Origin of the sequence: Microbacterium pasadenense (assembly GCF_047246565.1) — a bacterium.
Taxonomy (GTDB): Bacteria; Actinomycetota; Actinomycetes; order Actinomycetales; family Microbacteriaceae; genus Microbacterium.
In genome coordinates, this window is record NZ_JBFOKN010000001.1 from 549,334 (window position 1) to 570,707 (window position 21,374).

General features: G+C 71.8%; 17 protein-coding genes. 10 read left to right on the top strand and 7 right to left on the bottom strand.

What is annotated here, in order from left to right; translation table 11 throughout:
- Window positions 1–9 precede the first annotated feature (9 nt).
- The gene (locus AB3M83_RS02615; RefSeq protein ID WP_412944851.1) at window positions 10–2,049 is read left to right on the top strand and encodes a hypothetical protein; all 2,040 of its coding nucleotides are present in this window, start codon (window positions 10–12) and stop codon (window positions 2,047–2,049) included.
- 38 nt (window positions 2,050–2,087) lie between these two features.
- On the opposite strand, the gene AB3M83_RS02620 is transcribed toward AB3M83_RS02615, so the two are convergent.
- A complete protein-coding gene (locus AB3M83_RS02620) occupies window positions 2,088–3,182 on the bottom strand; it encodes a DUF4192 family protein (protein WP_412944852.1) in 1,095 nt (364 codons plus the stop codon).
- A gap of 142 nt (window positions 3,183–3,324) precedes the next feature.
- Here AB3M83_RS02620 and AB3M83_RS02625 point away from each other — a divergent pair, with 142 nt between their 5' ends.
- From AB3M83_RS02625 to AB3M83_RS02635, 3 genes are all read left to right on the top strand, one after another.
- On the top strand, window positions 3,325–3,510 hold the full coding sequence (locus AB3M83_RS02625; protein WP_412944853.1) for a hypothetical protein: 186 nt from the start codon (window positions 3,325–3,327) through the stop codon (window positions 3,508–3,510).
- Window positions 3,511–3,551: 41 nt separating this feature from the next.
- Entirely contained in the window at window positions 3,552–5,021 is a 1,470-nt protein-coding gene (gene cls / locus AB3M83_RS02630) for a cardiolipin synthase (protein WP_412944854.1), read from the top strand.
- Between the two features lie 404 nt (window positions 5,022–5,425).
- On the top strand, window positions 5,426–6,235 hold the full coding sequence (locus AB3M83_RS02635; RefSeq protein WP_412944855.1) for an endonuclease domain-containing protein: 810 nt from the start codon (window positions 5,426–5,428) through the stop codon (window positions 6,233–6,235).
- Between the two features lie 382 nt (window positions 6,236–6,617).
- Here the strand turns inward: AB3M83_RS02635 and AB3M83_RS02640 are convergent, their stop codons facing one another.
- The 3 genes from AB3M83_RS02640 to AB3M83_RS02650 are packed head-to-tail and all read right to left on the bottom strand — an operon-like array spanning window position 6,618 to window position 8,237.
- A complete protein-coding gene (locus tag AB3M83_RS02640) occupies window positions 6,618–6,848 on the bottom strand; it encodes a helix-turn-helix domain-containing protein (protein WP_412945961.1) in 231 nt (76 codons plus the stop codon).
- On the bottom strand, window positions 6,845–7,603 hold the full coding sequence (locus AB3M83_RS02645) for a hypothetical protein (RefSeq protein WP_412944856.1): 759 nt from the start codon (window positions 7,601–7,603) through the stop codon (window positions 6,845–6,847). The genes AB3M83_RS02640 and AB3M83_RS02645 overlap by 4 nt, the downstream gene beginning before the upstream one ends.
- 1 nt (window position 7,604) lies before the next feature.
- Complete coding sequence (locus AB3M83_RS02650) at window positions 7,605–8,237, bottom strand: hypothetical protein (protein WP_412944858.1); 633 nt, start codon at window positions 8,235–8,237, stop codon at window positions 7,605–7,607.
- 203 nt (window positions 8,238–8,440) lie between these two features.
- Here AB3M83_RS02650 and AB3M83_RS02655 point away from each other — a divergent pair, with 203 nt between their 5' ends.
- On the top strand, window positions 8,441–10,966 hold the full coding sequence (locus AB3M83_RS02655; RefSeq protein ID WP_412944859.1) for an ATP-dependent Clp protease ATP-binding subunit: 2,526 nt from the start codon (window positions 8,441–8,443) through the stop codon (window positions 10,964–10,966).
- A gap of 91 nt (window positions 10,967–11,057) precedes the next feature.
- On the opposite strand, the gene AB3M83_RS02660 is transcribed toward AB3M83_RS02655, so the two are convergent.
- Window positions 11,058–12,623 carry an amino acid permease gene (locus AB3M83_RS02660; RefSeq protein WP_412944860.1) on the bottom strand — a complete coding sequence of 522 codons (1,566 nt, stop codon included), beginning with the start codon at window positions 12,621–12,623 and terminating at the stop codon, window positions 11,058–11,060.
- A gap of 168 nt (window positions 12,624–12,791) precedes the next feature.
- On the opposite strand from AB3M83_RS02660, the gene AB3M83_RS02665 reads away from it, so the two are divergent.
- The 5 genes from AB3M83_RS02665 to AB3M83_RS02685 are packed head-to-tail and all read left to right on the top strand — an operon-like array spanning window position 12,792 to window position 17,824.
- Window positions 12,792–14,147 carry a glutamine synthetase family protein gene (locus tag AB3M83_RS02665; protein ID WP_412944861.1) on the top strand — a complete coding sequence of 452 codons (1,356 nt, stop codon included), beginning with the start codon at window positions 12,792–12,794 and terminating at the stop codon, window positions 14,145–14,147.
- Window positions 14,128–14,904: a gamma-glutamyl-gamma-aminobutyrate hydrolase family protein gene (locus AB3M83_RS02670; RefSeq protein WP_412944862.1), complete on the top strand. Its 777-nt coding sequence runs from the start codon at window positions 14,128–14,130 to the stop codon at window positions 14,902–14,904. The genes AB3M83_RS02665 and AB3M83_RS02670 overlap by 20 nt, the downstream gene beginning before the upstream one ends.
- Window positions 14,901–16,274 (top strand): aldehyde dehydrogenase family protein, encoded by a 1,374-nt coding sequence (locus AB3M83_RS02675; RefSeq protein WP_412944863.1) that lies wholly within the window; start codon window positions 14,901–14,903, stop codon window positions 16,272–16,274. The genes AB3M83_RS02670 and AB3M83_RS02675 overlap by 4 nt, the downstream gene beginning before the upstream one ends.
- Before the next feature lie 49 nt (window positions 16,275–16,323).
- A complete protein-coding gene (locus tag AB3M83_RS02680; RefSeq protein ID WP_412944864.1) occupies window positions 16,324–17,103 on the top strand; it encodes a 3-oxoacyl-ACP reductase in 780 nt (259 codons plus the stop codon).
- Window positions 17,104–17,107: 4 nt separating this feature from the next.
- Window positions 17,108–17,824 carry a FadR/GntR family transcriptional regulator gene (locus tag AB3M83_RS02685; protein ID WP_412944865.1) on the top strand — a complete coding sequence of 239 codons (717 nt, stop codon included), beginning with the start codon at window positions 17,108–17,110 and terminating at the stop codon, window positions 17,822–17,824.
- Window positions 17,825–17,958: 134 nt separating this feature from the next.
- Here the strand turns inward: AB3M83_RS02685 and AB3M83_RS02690 are convergent, their stop codons facing one another.
- Both AB3M83_RS02690 and AB3M83_RS02695 read right to left on the bottom strand, forming a co-directional pair.
- Entirely contained in the window at window positions 17,959–18,837 is an 879-nt protein-coding gene (locus AB3M83_RS02690; protein ID WP_412944866.1) for a transglutaminase family protein, read from the bottom strand.
- The gene (locus AB3M83_RS02695; RefSeq protein ID WP_412944867.1) at window positions 18,834–21,362 is read right to left on the bottom strand and encodes a circularly permuted type 2 ATP-grasp protein; all 2,529 of its coding nucleotides are present in this window, start codon (window positions 21,360–21,362) and stop codon (window positions 18,834–18,836) included. Before AB3M83_RS02695 ends, AB3M83_RS02690 begins: the two co-directional genes overlap by 4 nt.
- Window positions 21,363–21,374 lie beyond the last annotated feature (12 nt).

Here is a 21,374-nt window from a genome sequence, read left to right on the forward strand (position 1 = left end):
GAAAACCTCATGGTCGCACGATGGAGTGCGCGCGTCACCGCCCTCACCGGCGCCGTCACACTCGCCGTCCCGCTGCTGTTCGCGGCGCCGGCGAGCGCGGCGGCCGATCGCGGAGCGCCGGCGTCGGCACCGGCCGCCGCATCCGGCGCGTCATCCGCGCCGATCACGAACCTCTCGCACCTCGACTTCCTGCTCGATGAGGCCACGCCGCCGGCCGACGTGGCGGGACACACGACGTACCGGCAGGACGACGAGCCCGCCCTCGTGATGCCGTGGACGTATGCGGACGCCCGGGCCGGCGGCACGTTCGCGCGAGTCGGCGGCGGTCCGCTCGACCCCGCGACCGGGTACTGGGGTCAGGGCGCCTACAACGCCGACGACGTCACCCGGGCCGCGATCGTCTACATCCGCCACTGGCAGCAGACGGGATCGGCGTCGAGTCGCGAGAAGGCGTACGAGCTGCTGCGCTCGGTGGCCTACTTCCAGACGACCGAGGGCGAGGACGCCGGGAACGTCGTCCTGTGGATGCAGCCGGACGGGACGCTCAATCCGTCGCCCGTCCCGGTCGAGCTGCCGGATCCGTCCGACAGCGGGCCGAGCTACTGGCTCGCGCGCACGCTGTGGGCGCTCGGCGAGGGCTATGCCGCGTTCCGGGATGAGGATCCCGAGTTCGCCGCGTTCCTCGACGACCGCTTCGCCCTCTCGCTGGACGCCCTGAAGCGGCAGGTGCTGACGCGCTACGGCGAGGACGAGATCTCGGACGGCAAGCGCGTCCCGGCGTGGCTGATCGTCGACGGCGCCGACGCCACGGCCGAGGCGGTTCTCGGGCTCGCCGCCCGCGTGGAGGCGGGACCCGACGGGGCATCCGCGACGGCGCTGCGGCAGTTCGCGCGCGCGATCGCCGCGATGGCGGACGGCTCGGCACGGCAGTGGCCGTACGGCGCGGTGCTGCCGTGGGCGCAGTCGCGGGCGATCTGGCACGCGTGGGGCTCGCAGATGCCGGCGGGGCTGGCTGCGGCATCCGTCGCCCTCTCCGACCGCTCGCTCGCCCGTCCCGCCGTGACGGATGCCGCGAGCTTCACGACCACCCTCCTCACGGCGGGCGGCCCGGACAACGGATGGAACCCGAGCCCGTTCGACCGCGTGCAGATCGCGTACGGCGCCGACTCCCGCGTCCAGTCCCTCCTGGCCGTGTCGGATGCCACCGGTTCCCGGGGGTTCGCGGACCTCGCCGCCATGCAGGCCGCCTGGTTCTTCGGCGCGAACCGGGCCGGCGAGCCGATGTACGACCCCGCGACCGGGGTGACCTTCGACGGGCTCCAGCCCGACGGCACCGTGAACCGCAACAGCGGCGCCGAGTCGACCATCCACGGACTGCTGACGGCGCTCGCGCTCGATGCGCATCCGGCCGTGAGAGCCCGGGCGGTGGGACTGACCGCGGTCGCCGAGCGTGACGGGCTGGAATGGGTCGAGGCGGAGGACGCCGTCCGCACCGACGGGGACATCTCGACGCCGGAGTCATGGACCGGCGAGTCCAGCTGGTCGGGCGACGCGCTCGCCCTCGATCCGGGCGAGCACGCGGTGTTCGACATCGGGCGCGACGCGACGGCGCGCTGGGTCGAGCCGGTCGTCTGGTCCGACGAGGACGAGCGGACGACGTCGGTGTGGCGGTCGGGACGGATGCTGACGGACCGCCTGCGGATCGTCGGTCCGGAGCAGGGCATCTCGCCGAGGTCCGGCGCGCTGCTGCCGTACGTCCTGGGGAAGCCGGTGCCGGGCCGCGAGGAGTCGCTGCGGGTCGACGCCGTCCGTGGGACGCTCGATCTCGACGGGCTGATCGTCCGTCCGCACGTGTCGCGGCTCGTGCTGGCGGGAGACGGAGCCCGGACCGAGCTGGTGCACTCGGCGGCACGCACGCCGCAGCGTGTGTCGGTCGGCGCGGGCAGGGCCGCGGTGTACGACGACGACGGCCGCGAGGTGCGCGTCCGGTCGCGTTCGGGCACGGTGGTCCTCCCGGCCGGCGGCTTCGCGATCGTGACCGGCGGCTGACGCCCGGCGTCCCCGCTCGCGTGCGGCGGGCGGGGACGTCACGGCCGGAACGCCCAGTCGGGCAGATGGGTGACGCCGACGAACGATCGGACGATCTCCGCGAGCCCGTGCCGACGGTCGATGTCCTGCGCCGCCACGGCGTAGCGGTCGGCATGCGTGGAGCGGCCGAGCGCCCACGACAGCCAGCCGGCCGTCGCGAGCGGCCCGGCGCGATGCTCTTCGGGCAGGCGGGCGGCGACCGCACGGACGAGTTCCAGCGCCCGCTCGAGGCGCTGCGGATCGGGGCGGTCCCCCTCGCCCCACATGACCGAGGCGAGGTCGGCCGGATACTCCTCGCCATCCTCCCAGCGGCGCTGCGCGTCGAGCGCCGCATCGCCGCCCCGCCGGTTGCTGGACCACTGCACGATCGCCACATCGCGAAGCGACGACCGCTGCAGACACCACGCGAGGACCGCGGTGTGCATCGGGTCCAGCGCCGCGGCATCCCACTCGAGCGCCAACTCGTACAGCGCCGGCAGGTCATCGAGCGCGCACGCCGCCTCGAGTGCCGCCGGATCCAGTCGCCCGACCGGCTCCGCCATCGTCGGGATGCCGCACAGCAGCGCCAGCGCGGACTCCAGCGATGCCATCGCGACGGACACGCTCACGACGACCGCCTCGTCGATGTCGTCGAGCGCGGTGCCGGATGCCTGATCGCCGTCCGGCGGCGGCGTACGGATCTGGAGCTCGGACAACGGCCGGGCTCGCGCCGGCAGCGCCGCGTCGAAGTGCGACCCCCAGCCGTCGCCCGCGACGGTCAGCGCGTCCGTGATGCCCAGCCCGCAGGCGTCCGCGGAGCGCTCCAGCGCGACCACGAGGTCGTACCCGGGCAGCTCGCGGCGAGCGGATGCCGTCGTGTACACGACCGCGACGAACGCATCGGCGTCCGGGATCCGGCAGACCATGCCGATCACGCTCGACGCGACGCCGTCGGTGTCGGCGTCGTGCGGCGGCAGGTCGACCCGCATCGCCCCGATGCTCCGCCCTCCCGTCATCGGCACGAGGACGAGGCTCTGCGTCGGGGTGTAGCCGAGCAGCTTCGGGACGAGGGACAGGAACTGTGCCGCATCGGCGGCGGTGACGATGGTGGACATGCTCCGAGGCTCCGGCGCGCGCACCCGCCGCGGCGGCTCGGCCGGCGGTCTGCGGAGGAGCGCCGACGTGCGCGGCCCTGTGGAGAGCGCGGCGCGCCGTCCGTGGGGACGGCGTCGGGTCGCGGGGATTACGATGGAGGTCATGGACGACTACTGGATCGCGGTGATCGCGGCGCTGCTGCCGACCGTCGTCGTCGTGGGCCTGCTCGTCTTCGTCCTCCGGAGCATCCTCCGCATGGACCGCACCGAACGCCGGGTGTACGCGAAGGTCGAAGCCGAGGAGCGCAAGAAGCGCGGCCTCGCCCCGCGCGACGAATCCGCCGTCTGAGCACCGACCGATAGGCTGAGCGCGAACAGCCTGGGGGTCGTGTGATCAGCATCAGTCTCGACTGGACGTGGACGTGGTGGCTGGTCCTGGTGATCGTCTTCGATCTCTCGGTCCGGGTCATGGCGGTGATCATCGTTCCGCGCGACCGTCGACCCACGGCGGCGATGGCGTGGCTGCTCGCCATCTACTTCATCCCGCCCCTCGGCATCCTGCTGTTCCTGCTCATCGGCAACCCCCGCCTGCCGCGGAAGCGCCGCAAGGAGCAGGAGGCCATCAACGACTATCTGCGCGAGTCGAGCGAGAGCCTCACCTTCGGGACGCTCCGGCCCGACGCGCCGCTGTGGCTGCGTCAGCTCGTGGACCTCAACCGCAACCTGGGCGCGCTGCCCATCGCGGGTGACAACGGCGCGCGGATCATCTCCGAGTACCAGGAGAGCCTCGACACGATGGCCGCGGAGATCGACCGGGCCGAGCAGTACGTCCACGTCGAGTTCTACATCCTGCAGTCGGATGCCGCGACCGACGGCTTCTTCGCCGCCCTCGAGCGGGCCGTGGCCCGCGGCGTGACCGTGCGCGTGCTGCTCGACCACTGGGCGAACCGCTGGAAGCCGCGCTACCGCGCGACCGTCGCGCGGCTCGAGAAGGCGGGAGTGAAGTGGCACCTGATGCTCCCGGTGCAGCCCTTCAAGGGCCGCTACCAGCGGCCCGACCTGCGCAACCACCGCAAGCTGGTCGTGATCGACGGCCACGTCGCCTTCCTCGGATCGCAGAACGTCACCGACCGCAGCTACAACCTGAAGCGAAACATCAAGCGCGGGCTGCAGTGGGTTGACCTCATGGTGCGCGTGGACGGCCCGGTCGTGGCATCCGTCGACGCCGTCTTCCTGAGCGACTGGTACGGCGAGACCGGAGAGGTGCTGCGCTCCGGTGACGAGATCGTCGAGGTGGCCGGGTCGGGCGACCTCGACTGCCAGATCGTGCCGAGCGGCCCGGGGTTCGAGTACGAGAACAACCTGCAGCTGTTCATGAGCCTGATCTTCGCGGCGAAGCGACGGATCGTGATGGTCAGTCCCTACTTCGTGCCCGACGAGGGGCTGCTGCTGGCGCTCCAGACCGCGTGCCACCGCGGCGTCGCGGTCGAGCTCTTCGTCTCCGAGGTCGGGGACCAGGCGCTGGTGTACCACGCGCAGCGCAGCTACTACGAAGAGCTCCTCGCGATGGGCGTCACGATCTGGATGTACAAGCGGCCGTACATCCTGCACTCGAAGTCGATGTCCATCGACGACGAGGTCGCGGTCGTCGGCTCGAGCAACATGGACATGCGCTCGTTCGGCCTCAACCTCGAGGTGACGATGCTCGTCCGCGGCGGCGAGTTCGTCGACCAGCTGCGCGGGGTCGAGGACCAGTACCGCCGGATGTCGCGCGTGCTCACCGACGAGGAGTGGCAGCGCCGCCCGCTGCGGTCCATGGTCCTCGACAACCTCGCCCGGTTGACCTCCGCGCTGCAGTAGGCCGCGGGGGCGTTTGGGCCTTTGAGGGACCCGACGTGTCCAGTGCGGCGGGGTGGAGCGACATCCCGCGTCCCTCGAGGACGATCCGCTGCCGTTCCAGGGACCCGACGTGCCGCTGGGCGCGAGCGGGCACGGCGTTTCCGGTCCCTCGAGCGCGGCTCGCAAGGGGCGGCCGGAGCGCTCTCCACAGATGTCGGGCGGATGCCGCGGGCCACAGCATCCGCCTCGCATTCCCGGATCGCACCATGTCGAGCCGACCATGGGGCATGCGTTCGACGCCGATACCCGATTCGCTGGGGCCCGTCTTCACCGTCGCTGCAGCGCGGGAGATGGGGATGAGTCCCGGGCGGCTTCGATCGCGCGACCTCGAGCGCCCCTTCCGAGGGGTCCGGATGCGCGGCCCGGTGACTGGGGGTCCAGCGGAGCGGGACCCGGTCGACGCCCACCTCGCGCGTGCGCTGGCGTACGCGGCGATCATGCCGCACGACCAGTTCTTCACTCACACCACGGCGGCGCTCATCTGGGGTGTGCCCCTGCCCGACGGAGTCGTCCGGCGCGCGGTGCGGCCCGAGGTCGGCGTGCTCGCCCCCGCCCGGACCCCGCGCGGCCGCGGTGTCACGGGGCGGCGCCTTGCGGCGTCGACAGTGACGCTGCGCGTCCACCCGGACAGCGGCGTGCGTGTCCTGAGCCCGGCGTCGACGTGGGCGACTCTCGGTGTCGTGCTCGATGATCCGCGAGACCTCGTCGCGGCGGATGACGCCCTCGTCCGCGTCCCGATGTTCACGGGTGACCCGCCCGCACGGGCGACCACAGAGCACCTGGAGGCGGTGGTCGCCGCCGGCAGGCGGATCGGCGTCGCACGCCTGCGTGAGGCGCTGCCTCTGGTGAGGACGCGCTCCGCGTCCCGGCCCGAGTCGTGGTGTCGTCTGACCCTCATCGACGCGGGGCTGCCGGAACCCGAGCTCAACTGGGCGGTCGTCGTCGCCGGGGAGCGGATCGCGTGCGTGGATCTGGCCTATCCGGCGGAACGCGTCGCCGTGGAGTACGAGGGCGGTCATCACGCGACGGACCCCCGGCAGTGGAGTCGGGACATCGAGCGCTACGAGAGACTCGCGGCCGCCGGCTGGATCGTCATCCGCGTCACGAAGGATCACCTGTTCACCGATCCTGCCGCGGTGGTCGCCCGTGTCCGCCGTGCCCTCGCCGAGCGGTGAACCACGCGCGGCGGATGCCGGTCCACAGGACCCCACAGTCGTCGCTGCTGTGGCATCCGACACGTAGCGTCCCCGGAGCCGCCGCCGGGGTGGTTCCGGGGACGCGATCGGTCGGTGCGGCTTGAACCGACGACACGTTGCGTCCCCGGAGCGGGGGCCGGGGTCATTCCGGGGACGCGATCGGTCGCGGCGGCTCGGACTGACGACGTCTTGCGTCCCCGGAGCGGAGGTCGGGGTGGTTCCGGGGACGCGATCGGTCGCAGACGCTCGGGCCGACGACACGTTGCGTCCCCGGAGCGGAGGCCGGGGTGGTTCCGGGGACGCCATCGGTCGCGGCGGCTCGGACTGACGACGTCGTGCGTCCCCCGAGCAGCGCGCCCGGTCAGTCGGCTCGCACCAGCAGGTCGCCGACCTCGCATCCGAGTGCGCGGCAGATCGCGGAGAGCGTCGAATAGCGGATGGCCCGGGCGCGGTCGTTCTTCAGCACCGAGAGGTTCACGACCGAGACGCCGACGAGCTCGGACAGGCGCGTGAGGGTCATCCCGCGCTCCGCGAGGAGTTCGTCGAGTCGGCAATGGATGCCGGTGATCTCGTCATCGTCGGCGGGACTCATACGAGCCACTCCGCATCCTTCTGCAGTCGCGAGCCGTAGCGGAAGATCGCGGCGACCGCGGCGAACCCGAGCCCCGCAGCGATCGGCCAGAACGGGAACTCGATCAGCAGCGTCGGCTGCGGCAGCCACGCCCGGAAGGGGTCGTCGATGCCCGGGATGTCCTGCCACGAACCGCCGGCGGAGGCGAAGACCTCGTGCGAGGCCATGCTCCCCGCGATGCCGCCCAGCACCTCGGCGGTGACGCCGCCGAGGGCGACCACGACACCGGTGACCATCGCCATGCGGGCGACGACCGGCGCGAACGCCCGCCCGGCCAGCAGCTGGAAGCACGCGAGGGCGAGGAGGCCGGCGATCGCCCCCGGCACGAGCCAGCCGATCGCCTGACTGATCGACCACATCACGCGCACGCCGGCGCTCAGCCCGTCCACGAGGAGCGAGACGGAGGTGAAGCCACCGCCGACCCGCGCCGCGTCGCCGCCGTCCCACTCGACGCCCGCCGGCATCTCGGGCCAGAACTCCTGCACCGGCATGGTGATCGCGACCGAGGGTGACAGCAGGCCGAGCAGCAGCGCGATCACGGCGCCGATCACCGACAGCCCCGCCCAGACCGCCGCGACGATCGACGTCACCCGCACCACGGGCGACGGATCGCCGGACCGGCGGGCGCGGCCCGTCCCGAGGGCGAACGCCGCGACCACGGCCGCGGTCAGCAGGACGACGGCGACACCGGCGACGAGGATCCACGAGGCGAACACGTCACACCAGCCCGTCGGTGTCGCGCTGCAGGCGCTCGCCGACGGTGAAGACGGTCGAGCCGAGGGCGGCGACGAATGCCGTGAACAGCAGCGTCGCGGGCTCGATCGTCATCACGACGTTGTCGAACGTCCCATCCGAGATGGCGGCGAACGCGCCGTTGGCCGCCATGTTGCCGAAGAAGGGGTGAGCGGCGGTGGCGAGCAGCGTCGTGACGCCGGCGACCGTCACGAGCACCGTGTTCCGCCGGCTGAACACCCGGTCCCGCAGCACGCTGCGCGCGAGCAGGAGCAGGCACGCCACGACCGTCACCACCGCGATCACGAGCACGGCCTGCTGGAGCACCAGCGCCACGACGGAGAAGACGGGGAGCTCGTCGACGTGGAGGACCGCGGAATCGACCGACACCTGCACCGCCGCGCCGTCGACGCCGATGGGGGCGGTCGCCGGCGTGCCGGAGAACTCCGCGAGCACCTCGGCCGCGCCGCCCGACAGCACGTCGACGCAGCGGATCACGGCCGCGACCACCGTGGCCCCTGCCAGGATCGTGCCTGCCGCCATCAGGACCAGGAGCGCGGTGCGGTCGCCTCGGCTCAGCGTCCGCGAGCGGGCGGCATCCGTCTTCGGCTGCGTCATCATGGCTTCCTCCATATCGAGAATCGTTGTTATCGAAAAACGATATGACGCATCGTCGGTCGTCGTCAAGGACCGATTCGGACGGATGCTGCGCCGCCCGCCGCCGGCCGGTATGCCCACGGCGAACACGGGCATACCGGCATCCGTCGGTCGTTAGCCTCTTACGTAAGACGCCGCCAGTGCGTCGGCAGGAGGAGGGGACGATGTTCGAGAGATTCACAGACCGTGCACGTCGTGTGGTGGTGCTCGCCCAAGAAGAGGCGAAGATGCTGAACCACAACTACATCGGCACGGAGCACATCCTCCTCGGCCTGATCCACGAGGGCGAGGGCGTCGCCGCCAAGGCCCTCGAGAGCCTCGGCATCTCGCTCGATGCCGTCCGCGAACAGGTCCAGGACATCATCGGCCAGGGACAGCAGCAGCCGACGGGACACATCCCGTTCACGCCGCGCGCGAAGAAGGTCCTCGAGCTGTCGCTGCGCGAAGCGCTGCAGCTCGGCCACAACTACATCGGCACGGAGCACATCCTCCTCGGCCTCATCCGCGAGGGCGAGGGCGTGGCGGCTCAGGTGCTCGTCAAGCTCGGCGCCGACCTGAACAAGGTCCGCCAGCAGGTCATCCAGCTGCTCAGCGGCTACCAGGGCAAGGAGCCCGCCGGTGTCGCCGCCGGTGCCGGCGAGCAGGCTCAGGCCTCGGCGCAGGGCGGCTCGGCCGTCCTCGACCAGTTCGGCCGCAACCTCACTCAGGCCGCGCGCGACAACAAGCTCGACCCCGTCATCGGGCGCGAGAAGGAGATCGAGCGCGTGATGCAGATCCTGTCGCGCCGCTCGAAGAACAACCCCGTCCTCATCGGCGAGCCCGGTGTCGGCAAGACGGCGGTCGTCGAGGGTCTCGCCCAGGCCATCGTCAAGAACGAGGTCCCCGAGACGCTGAAGGACAAGCAGGTCTACTCGCTCGACCTCGGCTCGCTCATCGCCGGGTCCCGCTACCGCGGTGACTTCGAAGAGCGGCTGAAGAAGGTCACGAAGGAGATCCGCACCCGCGGCGACATCATCGTCTTCATCGACGAGATCCACACGCTCGTGGGTGCCGGTGCCGCCGAAGGCGCGATCGACGCCGCCTCGATCCTCAAGCCGCTCCTCGCCCGCGGTGAGCTGCAGACGATCGGCGCGACGACGCTCGACGAGTACCGCAAGCATTTCGAGAAGGATGCCGCCCTCGAGCGCCGGTTCCAGCCGATCCAGGTCGCCGAGCCGAGCCTGCCCCACGCGATCAACATCCTGAAGGGGCTGCGCGACCGCTACGAGGCGCACCACAAGGTGCAGATCACGGACGGCGCGATCGTCGCCGCGGCGAACCTCTCGGACCGCTACGTCTCGGACCGCTTCCTGCCCGACAAGGCCATCGACCTGATCGACGAGGCCGGCGCACGCCTCCGCCTGTCGATCCTGTCGAGCCCGCCCGAGCTGCGCGAGTTCGACGACAAGATCGCCAAGGTCCGCGAGGACAAGGAAGCCGCCAGCGAGGAGCAGGACTTCGAGAAGGCCGCGTCGCTGCGCGACGAGGAGAAGTCGCTGCTCGCCGAGCGCCTGCGTCTCGAGAAGCAGTGGCGTTCGGGCGACGTGGCATCCCACGCGGTCGTCGACGAAGGCCTGATCGCCGAGGTCCTCGCCCAGGCGACCGGCATCCCGGTGTTCAAGCTCACCGAGGAGGAGACCAGCCGTCTCGTCTTCATGGAGAAGGCGCTGCACCAGCGCGTCATCGGCCAGGAGGAGGCCATCGCGGCCCTGTCCCGGACGATCCGACGTCAGCGCGCCGGCCTCAAGGACCCGAACCGCCCCTCGGGCTCGTTCATCTTCGCCGGCCCCACGGGCGTCGGCAAGACGGAGCTCGCCAAGGCGCTCGCAGAGTTCCTCTTCGACGACGAGGGTGCGCTGATCTCGCTCGACATGAGCGAGTTCGGCGAGAAGCACACCGTCTCGCGGCTGTTCGGTGCCCCTCCCGGGTTCGTCGGCTTCGAAGAGGGCGGCCAGCTCACCGAGAAGGTCCGCCGCAAGCCGTTCTCCGTCGTCCTGTTCGACGAGATCGAGAAGGCGCACCCGGACATCTTCAACTCGCTGCTGCAGATCCTCGAAGAGGGTCGTCTGACCGACGGTCAGGGCCGCGTGGTCGACTTCAAGAACACCGTGATCATCATGACGACGAACCTCGGTTCGTCGGCGATCGCCGGTGGCCCCGTGGGCTTCCAGGTCGAGGGCAACACCCAGACGACCTACGACCGCATGAAGGGCAAGGTCGACGAGGAGCTGAAGCGTCACTTCAAGCCCGAGTTCCTGAACCGCGTGGATGACATCATCGTCTTCCCGCAGCTCAACAAGGACGAGCTGCGTCAGATCGTCGGCCTGTTCACGAAGCGCCTCAGCGAGCGTCTGCTGGACCGCGACATGACGGTCGAGCTGACGGATGCCGCCAAGGACCGCCTCATCGAGATCGGCTTCGACCCGACGCTGGGTGCCCGGCCGCTGCGCCGCGCCATGCAGCGCGAGGTCGAGGACCAGCTCAGCGAGCGGATCCTGCGCGGTGAGCTCAACGCCGGGGACCACGTGAAGGTCGGCACCGAGGGTGCGACGTTCACCTTCGAGATGAGCCAGCGCGAGGACCGCGTCGCGATCGGCGTCGGCGCCGCCGGCGAGATCTCCGCCACGCCGGACATCGTCGCCGGGTCGTAAGCGAGCACAACGAGAAGGGGTCGGATGCCACGAGGCATCCGACCCCTTTCGTCTGCGTCGGCGGGCTGACCGCGACCGGGCACGGTCCCGGTCAGCTGCGCGGCGGGGCCTCGCCGAAGACCTGCTGCTCCATCGCGTCGTAGCCCTCCGCCTGGGGGTTGCCGTGGGTGCCGCCCGACAGCGCGTACTCCTCCTCGGGGGAGAGCACCAGCCGGTGTCGGCCGTAGACCGCGAACCCGACGAAGATGACCGCGTAGACGACGATGATCGCGACGATCGCGAGCAGGTACGTCGGGTTGAAGAGGAGCCCGAGGAACACGATGGCGGCGATGATCGCGGCCGAGTACGCGCCGAACAGCCCCCACGGGCTGGTGTACGGCCGCGCCGCGTTCGGGAACTTCCGGCGCAGGATGATGAACGACACCATCTGCAGGAAGTACGCGAGCACCGCGCCCCACACCGCGATGTTCAGCACGATGGCGCCGGCGGGGCTCGCGTCGCCGCCCGCCGCCTGCACGACGACGAGGGCGAGGAAGCCGATGACCGCGCCGACCGCGAGCGCGACCCAGGGGGTCTTCGCCTTGCCGGTCAGGGAGAGCCACCGGGGGTAGTAGCCGGCGCGCGACAGCGAGTACATGTTGCGTCCGTAGGCGAACATGATGCCCATCAGGGAGGCGAGCAGGCCGATCAGCGCGAGCAGCGCGAGGATCGCGGCGGCCTGCGGCGGCAGGAACGCCTTGAACCCGTCGAGCAGCGGCTCGAGCGAGGCGCCGGTCGCCTCCGCTCCCAGCACGCCGGTGTTCAGGAACAGCACGATCAGACCCGTGACGATGAGGGTTCCACGGGCCCACAGCCCCGCGCGCGGGATGTCGCGCGCCGGCTCCCGCGACTCCTCCGCAGCCAGCGGCAGCTCCTCGATGCCGAGGAAGAACCACATCGCGAACGGCAGGGCGAACAGGATCGCGCCGAATCCCTCGGGCAGGAACACCGACGACCCCAGCGCATCCGGGTTCGGGGCCTTGTCCCACAGCGAGCTCCAGTCGAACGCGCCCGAGGCGAGCGCCATGACGCCGAACACGATGATGATGCCGATCGAGATGACCGAGACCACGATGGCGAAGCCGAACGAGATCGCCGCTCCCGCGGCGTTGAGCCCGATGAACAGGGCGTAGAGGATGATCCACCACACCCAGCCGGGCAGACTGATGCCGGTCAGCAGGAACAGCGCCTGGTCGGCGTACGCGCCGGAGAAGTACACGACGACGGCGGTCGTCGCGACGTACTCGATGGTCTCGGCGAGGCCGGTCGCCAGTCCTCCCCACGGCCCCATCGCCGATCGCGCGAAGGAGTACGCGCCCCCGGTGTGCGGCATCGCCGCCGCCATCTCCCCGATGGAGAAGGTCAGGCCGTAGTACATGAGCACGAGCAGCGCGAACGCGACGAGCATGCCGCCGAACCCGGCGAAGCCGATGCCGAAGTTCCAGCCGGAGAAGTCCCCGGAGATCACCGCGGCGACCGCGAGACCCCAGAGCCCCCACACGCCGGCTGATCGTTTGAGGGTGCGTTTCTCGAAGTAGCCGTCCCCGGCGCGGGCGTAGCTGACGCCGGCGACCTTCTGCGGGCTGGTGGCGGTGGCGGCGGTGCGGGGCTCGGACATGCGACCTCCTGGCTGCGGGTCGGCGCCGGGGCGCCGTCGGGTCGGCGCGCTGGCTCGCGCCTGGTGAGAAGTGTGGAGGTTATTGGTATTCCCTGTCTACCTTTGGCGTGTAAGTTTCTCGTTACACGTTTCGGCTGCGGCGCCTCGCGGCTGCGGAGAGGATGACGGATGCCCGGAAATCTGACGGCGGACGAGCTCGAGGCCGCGATCATCGCCGACGAGATCGACACGGTCATCGTCGCCTTCCCCGACGCGCAGGGCCGCCTCGTCGGCAAGCGCGTCGCGGGCCGGTTCTGGCTCGACGAGGTCGCCTCCCACGGAGCCGAGGTCTGCGACTACCTGCTGTCCGTCGACGTCGACCTCAACACCGTTCCCGGGTACGAGATGTCGGGATGGGACAAGGGCTACGGCGACATGGTGCTGACTCCCGACATGGCGACCCTGCGGCGCATCCCCTGGCAGCCCGCGACGGCGCTGGTGATGGCGGAGCTCGGCTATGTCGGCGGCGGCGCCGTCGCGCAGTCGCCCCGCGCCATCCTCGGCGCGCAGCGCGCGCGCCTCGCCGAGCGCGGACTGGTGGCCTTCTCCGGAACGGAGCTCGAGTTCCTCGTCTTCGACGACTCGTTCCGGGATGCCTGGACGAAGCGCTACACCGGGCTGCAGGCATCCACCGACTACAACGTCGACTACAACCTGCTCGCCACGACCCGGCTCGAGCCGCTGCTCCGCGACATCCGCCGCGGCATGGAGGGCGCAGGGCTGTACTGCGAGGGCGTCAAGGGCGAGTGCAACTACGGGCAGCAGGAGATCGCGTTCCGGTTCGCGGAGGCGCTCGAGACCGCCGATCAGCACACGCTCTACAAGAACGGCGCGAAGGAGATCGCCGACGCGCACGGGCAGTCGCTGACCTTCATGGCGAAGTTCGACGAGCGGGAGGGGAACAGCTGCCACATCCACCTGTCGATCCGCGGCGACGACGGCGAACCGGTCATGGCGGGGGACGGGACGTACGGCTTCAGCCCGCTCATGGGGCACTGGATCGCCGGCATCCTCGCGACGCTGCGCGAGTTCGCCCTCCTCTACGCGCCCACGATCAACTCCTACAAGCGGTTCGCGAAGGGCTCGTTCGCGCCCACCGGCGTCGCGTGGGGCGTCGACAACCGCACCTGCGCGCTCCGTGTCGTGGGGCACGGTGCATCGCTGCGCGTCGAGAACCGCGTCCCGGGCGGCGACGTGAACCCGTACCTGGCGATCTCGGCGATCATCGCGGGCGGCCTGCACGGCATCGAGAACGAGCTGGAGCTGCCGGAACCTCTCACCGGCAACGCGTACGATTCCGATGTCGCGCATCTGCCGACGACCCTTCGCGAGGCTGCGGACCTGTTCGAGCAGTCCGAGGTCGCGCGCGCGGCGTTCGGCGACGATGTCGTGGCCCACTACCTGCACCAGGCGCGCATCGAGGTCGAGGCCTACGACGCCGCCGTCACCGACTGGGAGCGCATCCGTGGCTTCGAACGACTCTGACACCTCCGCCGTCTCCGCGCGGCGGCCGGTCATCGGGCTGACCACCTATCTCGAGCAGGCGAAGCAGGGCGTCTGGGACGTGCGCGCCAGCTTCCTGCCGCAGCAGTACTTCGACGCGGTCACCGCGTCGGGCGGCGTCGCGGTCCTCCTGCCGCCGCAGCCGTCGGCCGAGGCGGCGGCCGCCGCGGTCCTCGACGGGCTCGACGGGCTCATCCTGACCGGGGGGCTGGACGTCCAGCCCGAGCTGTACGGCGCGGAGCGGCACCCTCTCACCGATCCGCCGAGGGCCGATCGCGACGCCTGGGAGATGGCGCTGCTCGCCGGGGCGCGCGAGCGCGGCATCCCCATCTTCGGGATCTGCCGCGGCCTGCAGCTCATCAACGTGGCCTACGGCGGGACCCTGTTCCAGCACCTTCCCGACGACCTCGGCACCGAGCGGTACAAGATCGGCGGCGGGGTCTTCGCCGAGAACGCCGTCGCGATCCAGCCCGACACGAAGCTCGCCGGCCTGGTGGGCGCGGGCACCTACGGCGTCCACAGCTATCACCACCAGGGCGTCGACCGGCTCGGCGACGGTCTCGTCGTCACCGCCCGGACCGACGACGACCTCGTGCAGGCGTTCGAGCTCGCCGGCGACGACTACCTCGTCGCCGTGCAGTGGCATCCGGAGGAGAACGCCGGCGATCGACGTCTCTTCCTCGGTCTCGTCGCCGCCGCAGCCGCCTACGCCGCCAGCCGCCGGGGAGTCCCGGCATGAGCGCGGCGGCGTCCGGGGAACGGCACACCGTCCTGAACCCCGCGACCGGGGCCGCCGTCCGCGAGGTGGCCGGCGCGTCGATCGACGAGACGGATGCCGCGGTCGCCCGCGCCGTCCGGGCGCAGCGCGGGTGGGCAGGGCTCGCTCCGGCGGAGCGCGCCGACGCCCTGCGGCTGTTCGCCCGCGTCGTGGCGGACCACGTCGAGGAGCTCGCCCAGCTGGAGGTCCTCGAGGCCGGGCATCCGATCGGATCGGCGCGCTGGGAGGCGAACCACGTCGCGCAGGTGCTGAACTACTACGCCGGCGCGCCGGAACGGCTGATCGGGCAGCAGATCCCGGTCGCCGGCGGTCTCGATGTGACCTACCACGAGCCCTACGGCGTCGTCGGGATCATCGTGCCGTGGAACTTCCCGATGACCATCGCATCGTGGGGGTTCGCGCCGGCCCTCGCCGCCGGCAACGCCGTCGTCATCAAGCCTGCCGAGCTCACCCCGCTGACCGCGATGCGCCTCGGCGACCTCGCCCTCGAGGCGGGCCTGCCCGAGGGGCTGTTCGCGGTCGTGACCGGCGCCGGCTCCGTCGTCGGCCAGCGCTTCGTGTCGCACCCCGACGTCCGCAAGGTGGTCTTCACCGGGTCGACCGCCGTGGGCACGGAGGTCGCCGCCGGCTGCGCCCGGGAGCTCAAGCCCGTGACGCTCGAGCTCGGCGGGAAGAGCGCGAACATCGTGTTCGAGGACGCGGACCTCGAGAAGGCCGCCGCGGCCGTGCCCGGGTCGGTCTTCGACAACGCCGGGCAGGACTGCTGCGCCCGCAGCCGCCTGCTCGTCCAGCGATCGGCCTACGACCGGTTCCTCGAGCTGCTCGAGCCCGCGGTGACGGCCTGGCGGGTCGGCGATCCCGCCGACGAGGCGACGGAGATGGGGCCGCTCATCTCCGCGGCCCAGCGCGACCGGGTCGCGTCGTACGTCGATGAGGCCGAGGTCGCGTTCCGCGGTTCGACACCCGGCGGTGACGGATTCTGGTTCCCGCCGACCGTCGTGCTCGCGGATCGGTCCGCCCGCATCGCGCGCGAGGAGGTGTTCGGCCCGGTCGTCACAGTGCTGCCGTTCGAGGACGAGGCGGATGCCGTCGCCCTCGCCAACGACACGATCTACGGACTCGCCGGCTCGATCTGGACCGAGAGCCTGCGTCGCGGCATCCGGGTGTCGCGCGGCGTGCGCAGCGGCGTGCTGTCAGTGAACTCGCACTCGTCGGTGCGGTACACGACCCCGTTCGGCGGCATGAAGGGGTCGGGGCTCGGTCGCGAGCTCGGACCGGATGCCGCCGAGCACTTCACCCAGACCAAGAACGTCTTCTACGCGACGTCCTGACCCGCCGTCGCATCCGCCCGTTCCGCCCCACCCCACCCGGAGGACCCCTATGACCGTCGACCTCACGCAGCGCCTTCGCGACCGCGTCGCCATCATCACCGGCGGCGCGAGCGGCATCGGGCTCGCCACCGCCCGCCGCTTCGCCGCCGAGGGCGCACGCGTCGTCATCGCCGACCTCGACCCGGCAGCGGGCGAGCGGGCGGCCGCCGAGGTCGGCGGGGTGTACCGCGAGGTGAACGTGGCCGACCAGGCGTCGGTCGATGCGCTCTTCGACGGTGTCGCGGCCGATCTGGGCTCGGTCGACATCGCGTTCAACAACGCGGGCATCTCGCCCGCCGACGACGACTCGATCGAGACGACCGAGCTGCCGGCGTGGGACCGCGTGCAGGACGTGAACCTGAAGAGCGTCTACCTCTGCTCGCGCGCGGCGCTGCGCCACATGGTGCCCGCGGGGAAGGGGTCGATCATCAACACGGCGTCCTTCGTCGCCCTGCTGGGGTCGGCGACCTCCCAGATCTCCTACACCGCCTCGAAGGGCGGCGTCCTGGCGATGACCCGCGAGCTCGGCGTGCAGTTCGCGCGCCAGGGCGTGCGCGTGAACGCGCTCTGCCCGGGACCCGTGAACACCCCGCTGCTGCAGGAGCTGTTCGCGAAGGACCCCGAGCGGGCTCAGCGGCGGCTCGTGCATGTGCCGATGGGCCGCTTCGCGGAGCCGGAGGAGCTCGCCGCGGCGGTCGCCTTCCTGGCATCCGATGACGCGTCGTTCATCACCGCCAACGCGTTCGTGGTCGATGGCGGCATCACCAACGCCTACGTCACCCCGCTCTGACGGCATGACCGAAGCCGCCGCGCACGACCTGCGACGAACCGTCTACCGGCCGGTGCGCAGCGGCAACGCGCTCGAGGACACCGTGGCACGGCTCGTGCAGACCGTCCGGCTCGGCGTCGTCGCGCCGGGGGAGTCCCTTCCGTCGGAGCGCGACCTCGCCGAGCGGTACGCGGTCAGCCGCGACACCGTGCGGCAGGCCATCGGCGAACTGGCGGACGCCGGCTTCGTGGTGCGGCGACGCGGGCGCTACGGCGGCACGTTCGTCGCGGATCCGCTGCCGCGCCCTGCCGAGCCGACGCCGGTCGACGCCGCCGAGCTCGAGGACGTGCTCGGGATGCGGCGGGTGCTCGAGGCGGGGGCCGCGCGGGCGGCGGCGGCGCGCGACCTCGGCGATGCCGACCGGGCGACCCTCGAGGCCCGGCATCGGGCCACGGCGGCCGCCGGCGAGACGGACTATCGGCGGCTCGACTCCCTGCTGCACCTCACCGTCGTCGAGCTGAGCGGCATCCGACCGCTCCTTCCCCTGATGGTCGAGAACCGCGCCCGCGTGAACGCCTGGCTGGACACGTTCCCGCTGCTGCCCCGCAACATCGAGCACTCCGATGCGCAGCACGACCGGATCGTCGCGGCGATCCTCGCGGGACGCCCCGACGCCGCCGAGGCCGCCGTCCTCGAGCACCTCGCCGGCTCCGAGGCGCTGCTGCGCGGCTTCCTCGCCTGAGGCGCGCCGGGCGGCGTGGTGCCGGCGCGACGGATGCACCATGCGTGGTGCGGGTGTCGCGTCGCCGCCGCCGGTCGTCGACACGGGCCCCGGCGATCGTGCATCCGTCACCCGGCCCGCGCTATCGCGCCCGGTCAGAGCGGGGCGACGTCGACCTGCACGCGGAGGGTCGAGGTCTTCGCGTCGGTGAAGATGATGCCCTTCACCGGCGAGACGTCGCCGTAGTCCCGGCCCCACGCGACGGTCACGTAGCGGTCGTTCGCCCACTGGTCGTTCGTCGGGTCGATCGCGAGCCACTGATCGGTGCCCGGCAGCCACACCGCGATCCACGCGTGCGACGCGTCCGCGCCGAAGACGCGCTCCCTGCCGGGAGGCGGCTGCGTCGCCAGATACCCGGAGACGTAGCGCGCCGCCACGCCGTGCGCCCGCAGACAGGCGAGGGCGACGTGCGCGAAGTCCTGGCACACGCCGGCGCGCTTGGTCATCGCGTCGACCACCGTGCTGGTCACGGTCGTCGCGGTCTTGTCGTAGTCGAAGTCGGCGTAGATGCGGCGCATCAGATCGGTGGCGGCCTCGCCGATCGGGCGACCCGGCACGAGGGAGACGGCGCCGTACGCCGCCGCCTCGGGCGCGTGGCGGGCACGGTCGGATTCGAGCGCGTACTCGGTCGCCTGCCAGGCGCCCGCGAGGTCGGGGTGGTGCAGCGGCCGCGCCCGCTCCCACGGCTGTCCGAGGGCGTCGGCGTCGTACTCCGGCGTCGTCACGGTCACCTCGCTCGTCGCCTCGAGCGACAGGGCGTCGTGCGGCTCGGTCACGTGGAAGTAGGTCGACGCGTTGCCGAAGTAGTCGATGTCGGGCGAGAGGTCGCCCGGGACGGGGGCGACCGTGACCGCCGACGTCGTGACCCGCTGCCACGGCAAGTCGCGCGGGATCAGGTGGAACTGCCCCACGCTGTCCTGCACGGGCTCGCTGTAGCTGTAGGCGGTGCGATGCCACACCCGGTACCGGGTCACGCGGGGGCGTCCATCTGCTCGGAGCCGGCGAGATCCGACATCGACACGGCCGGCGGGCCCGCTTCGAAGTGCAGGTGCCCGATGGCGTCGGACAGCTGCTCGAGCTGCGTCGTGACGTCGCCGAGCGTGTCGACGAGGCCGGAGCGCGAGCCGGCGGCCAGGACCGTCAGCTCGACCGGGTCGAGGGCGCCGAGCTGGGTCTCGAGGTGATCGACGAGGCGCTCCGCCCGCGAGGATCCGGTGGAGGCGGGCAGCGCGGCGAGGTGCTCGCGCACGGTCGCGAGCGAGAACGCGAGCGACCGGGGGTTCCCGGAGTCGAGCAGCAGCAGCTCGACGACGTCGGCGGCGCGGGCGGATCCGCGGTACCGACGGCGGTGCGTGACGACACTCTCCGTCGTCAGCAGCACCGACTCGAGCACCTCGCGGTCGGTGCGCGGGGTGCGGCCGGTGCCGAGGGTGGACGAGATCAGCGTCGACAGCTGCAGGGCCCGCTCGAGGTAGCGGCCCGCCTCCATCATGTGCCAGCCGGGATCGCGGATCATGTTCGCCGTGACGCCGTAGAGCGACAGCATCGCCGCGAGCATGCGGCCCGCGGACTCGGCGCTGCGGTGCGGGTGCGGAGCACTGCGGAGGGCGCGCACCGCCCGGTCGATGTTCGAGAACACGCGCCAGGTGTCGCCCGAGAGCTGGTCGCGGACGCCTTCCATCGCGTCACGCAGCCGCGAGATCGACTGGGCGGCGGAGCCGACGCGGCCGGCATCCAGCAGCAGGGACCGGAACTCCGCCTCGGGGTCGTCGGAGCGCGACCCGGCGAGGCGGGCGAGGGTCGCCAGCAGGACCCGGACATTCTCGCCGGCGCGGGCAGCCGTGTGCGCGCCCGGCTGATCGAGCGCCGTCTGGGTCGCCAGCACCAGGCGCAGCAGGTCCTCGGTGCGCTCCGCGTAGCGACCGGTCCAGAAGAGATCCGCCAGCGCGCGCGGCGCGAGTGCGGGGTTGGTCCGCGGCGTCGGGACGGCGACCGCCTCGCCGAGGCCCTGGTCGGGGTCCGTCTCGATCGCCTTCAGCACCCAGACGTCCTTCGTCCGCGGCGCGGCGGCGGTGGCCGCGCCGGCATCGTCGCGGACCGTGGCGAGCCCGCCGACGAGCGGGCGATAGGTGGAGCCGAGGCGGATCGCGAACGCGCGGAGCGTGACGGGAAGAGCGGATGCCGCGTCGGCCCGGTCCCACACCGGCACCTGCGACAGGGCGAGCCGCTCCTGCGCGGCGTACCGGTGCGGCGCCGCCGCGATGCGCGCGCGGAGGTCATCGGCCGGCAGGTCGAGGCGGTTCCGGGGCCCGTCGATGAGCCGCACCTCGAGAGCGGGGTCATCGAGCCGGGCGAGCACCGCCGTCCGGTCGGCGGGGTCGCCGAGCCACCACGTCGGGACGGACGGCAGCCGGAGCTGCTCGCCGAGGAGGCGCTCGCAGACGGCGGGCAGGTAGGGGAGGAGCGCCGGGTTCTCGAGGACGCCGGCACCCAGCCCGTTGACCAGGCGCACGCGACCACGGCGGACCGCCTCGGTGAGCCCCGCGACGCCCAGGCGCGACCCGCTGCGCAGTTCGAGGGGATCGCACCACTCCGCATCCACGCGGCGGAGGATCACGTCGACGCGCTGGCGGGGCTCCGCGACCGGCCACCCGGCCGGCTTCACCCACACGTCGCCGCCCCGGACGACGAGGTCGCTGCCCTGCACGAGCGGGAACCCCAGTGCGGTGGCGAGGAAGGCCTGGTCGAAGGCGGTCTCCGACAGCGGGCCCGGCGACATCACGACGATGCGCGGGTCGGGGTTGCCCTCCGGAGCCGAGGCGATGAGCGCCGCACGGAGGGCCGCGAAGTACGGGTCCACGCGGTGCAGGGTTCCCTCGTCGAGGAGATCGGGCAGCACCTGCGAGATGACGCGGCGGTTCTCGGCGGCGTACCCGAGACCCGAGGGCGCCTGCACACGGTCGGCGAGCACGTGCCATTCGCCGTCCGCGTCGCGGCCGAGGTCGGCGCCCGTGAGCAGGAGCGGCGACAGGTCCGCCGGCCGGTCGTCCGGTCGCGGCCGGGCGACGGCGCGGACGAATCCGGCGTGGCCGACGACGACGGCCGCGGGGACGAGTCCTTCGCGCAGGACCGTCTGCGGCCCGTACAGGTCGGCGAGCAGGGCGTTGAGCAGCTCGGCGCGCTGGGCGAGACCGACGTCCAGCCGCGCCCATCCCGGCGCATCCAGGACGAAGGGCATCGGGTCCAGCCGCCACGGCTGCAGCTCGGCGCCGGCGCGCGCGTACGAGACGCCGTCGTCCGCGAGGAAACGGCTGATCTCGCCGTCGACCCGCGAGAGCTCCTCGCGGGTGAGGCCGAGGGCGAACGAGGCCAGGGATCGCCAGGCGGGACGGAGCGTCCCGTCGGTGTCGACGACCTCGTCGTACCGGGCCGGAGCGGGCGACGCGAACGGCAGTGTCGGCTGCGACACTGCCGTGGCGTAGTTCCGGAGCACACTCACGGGGATCCTCGG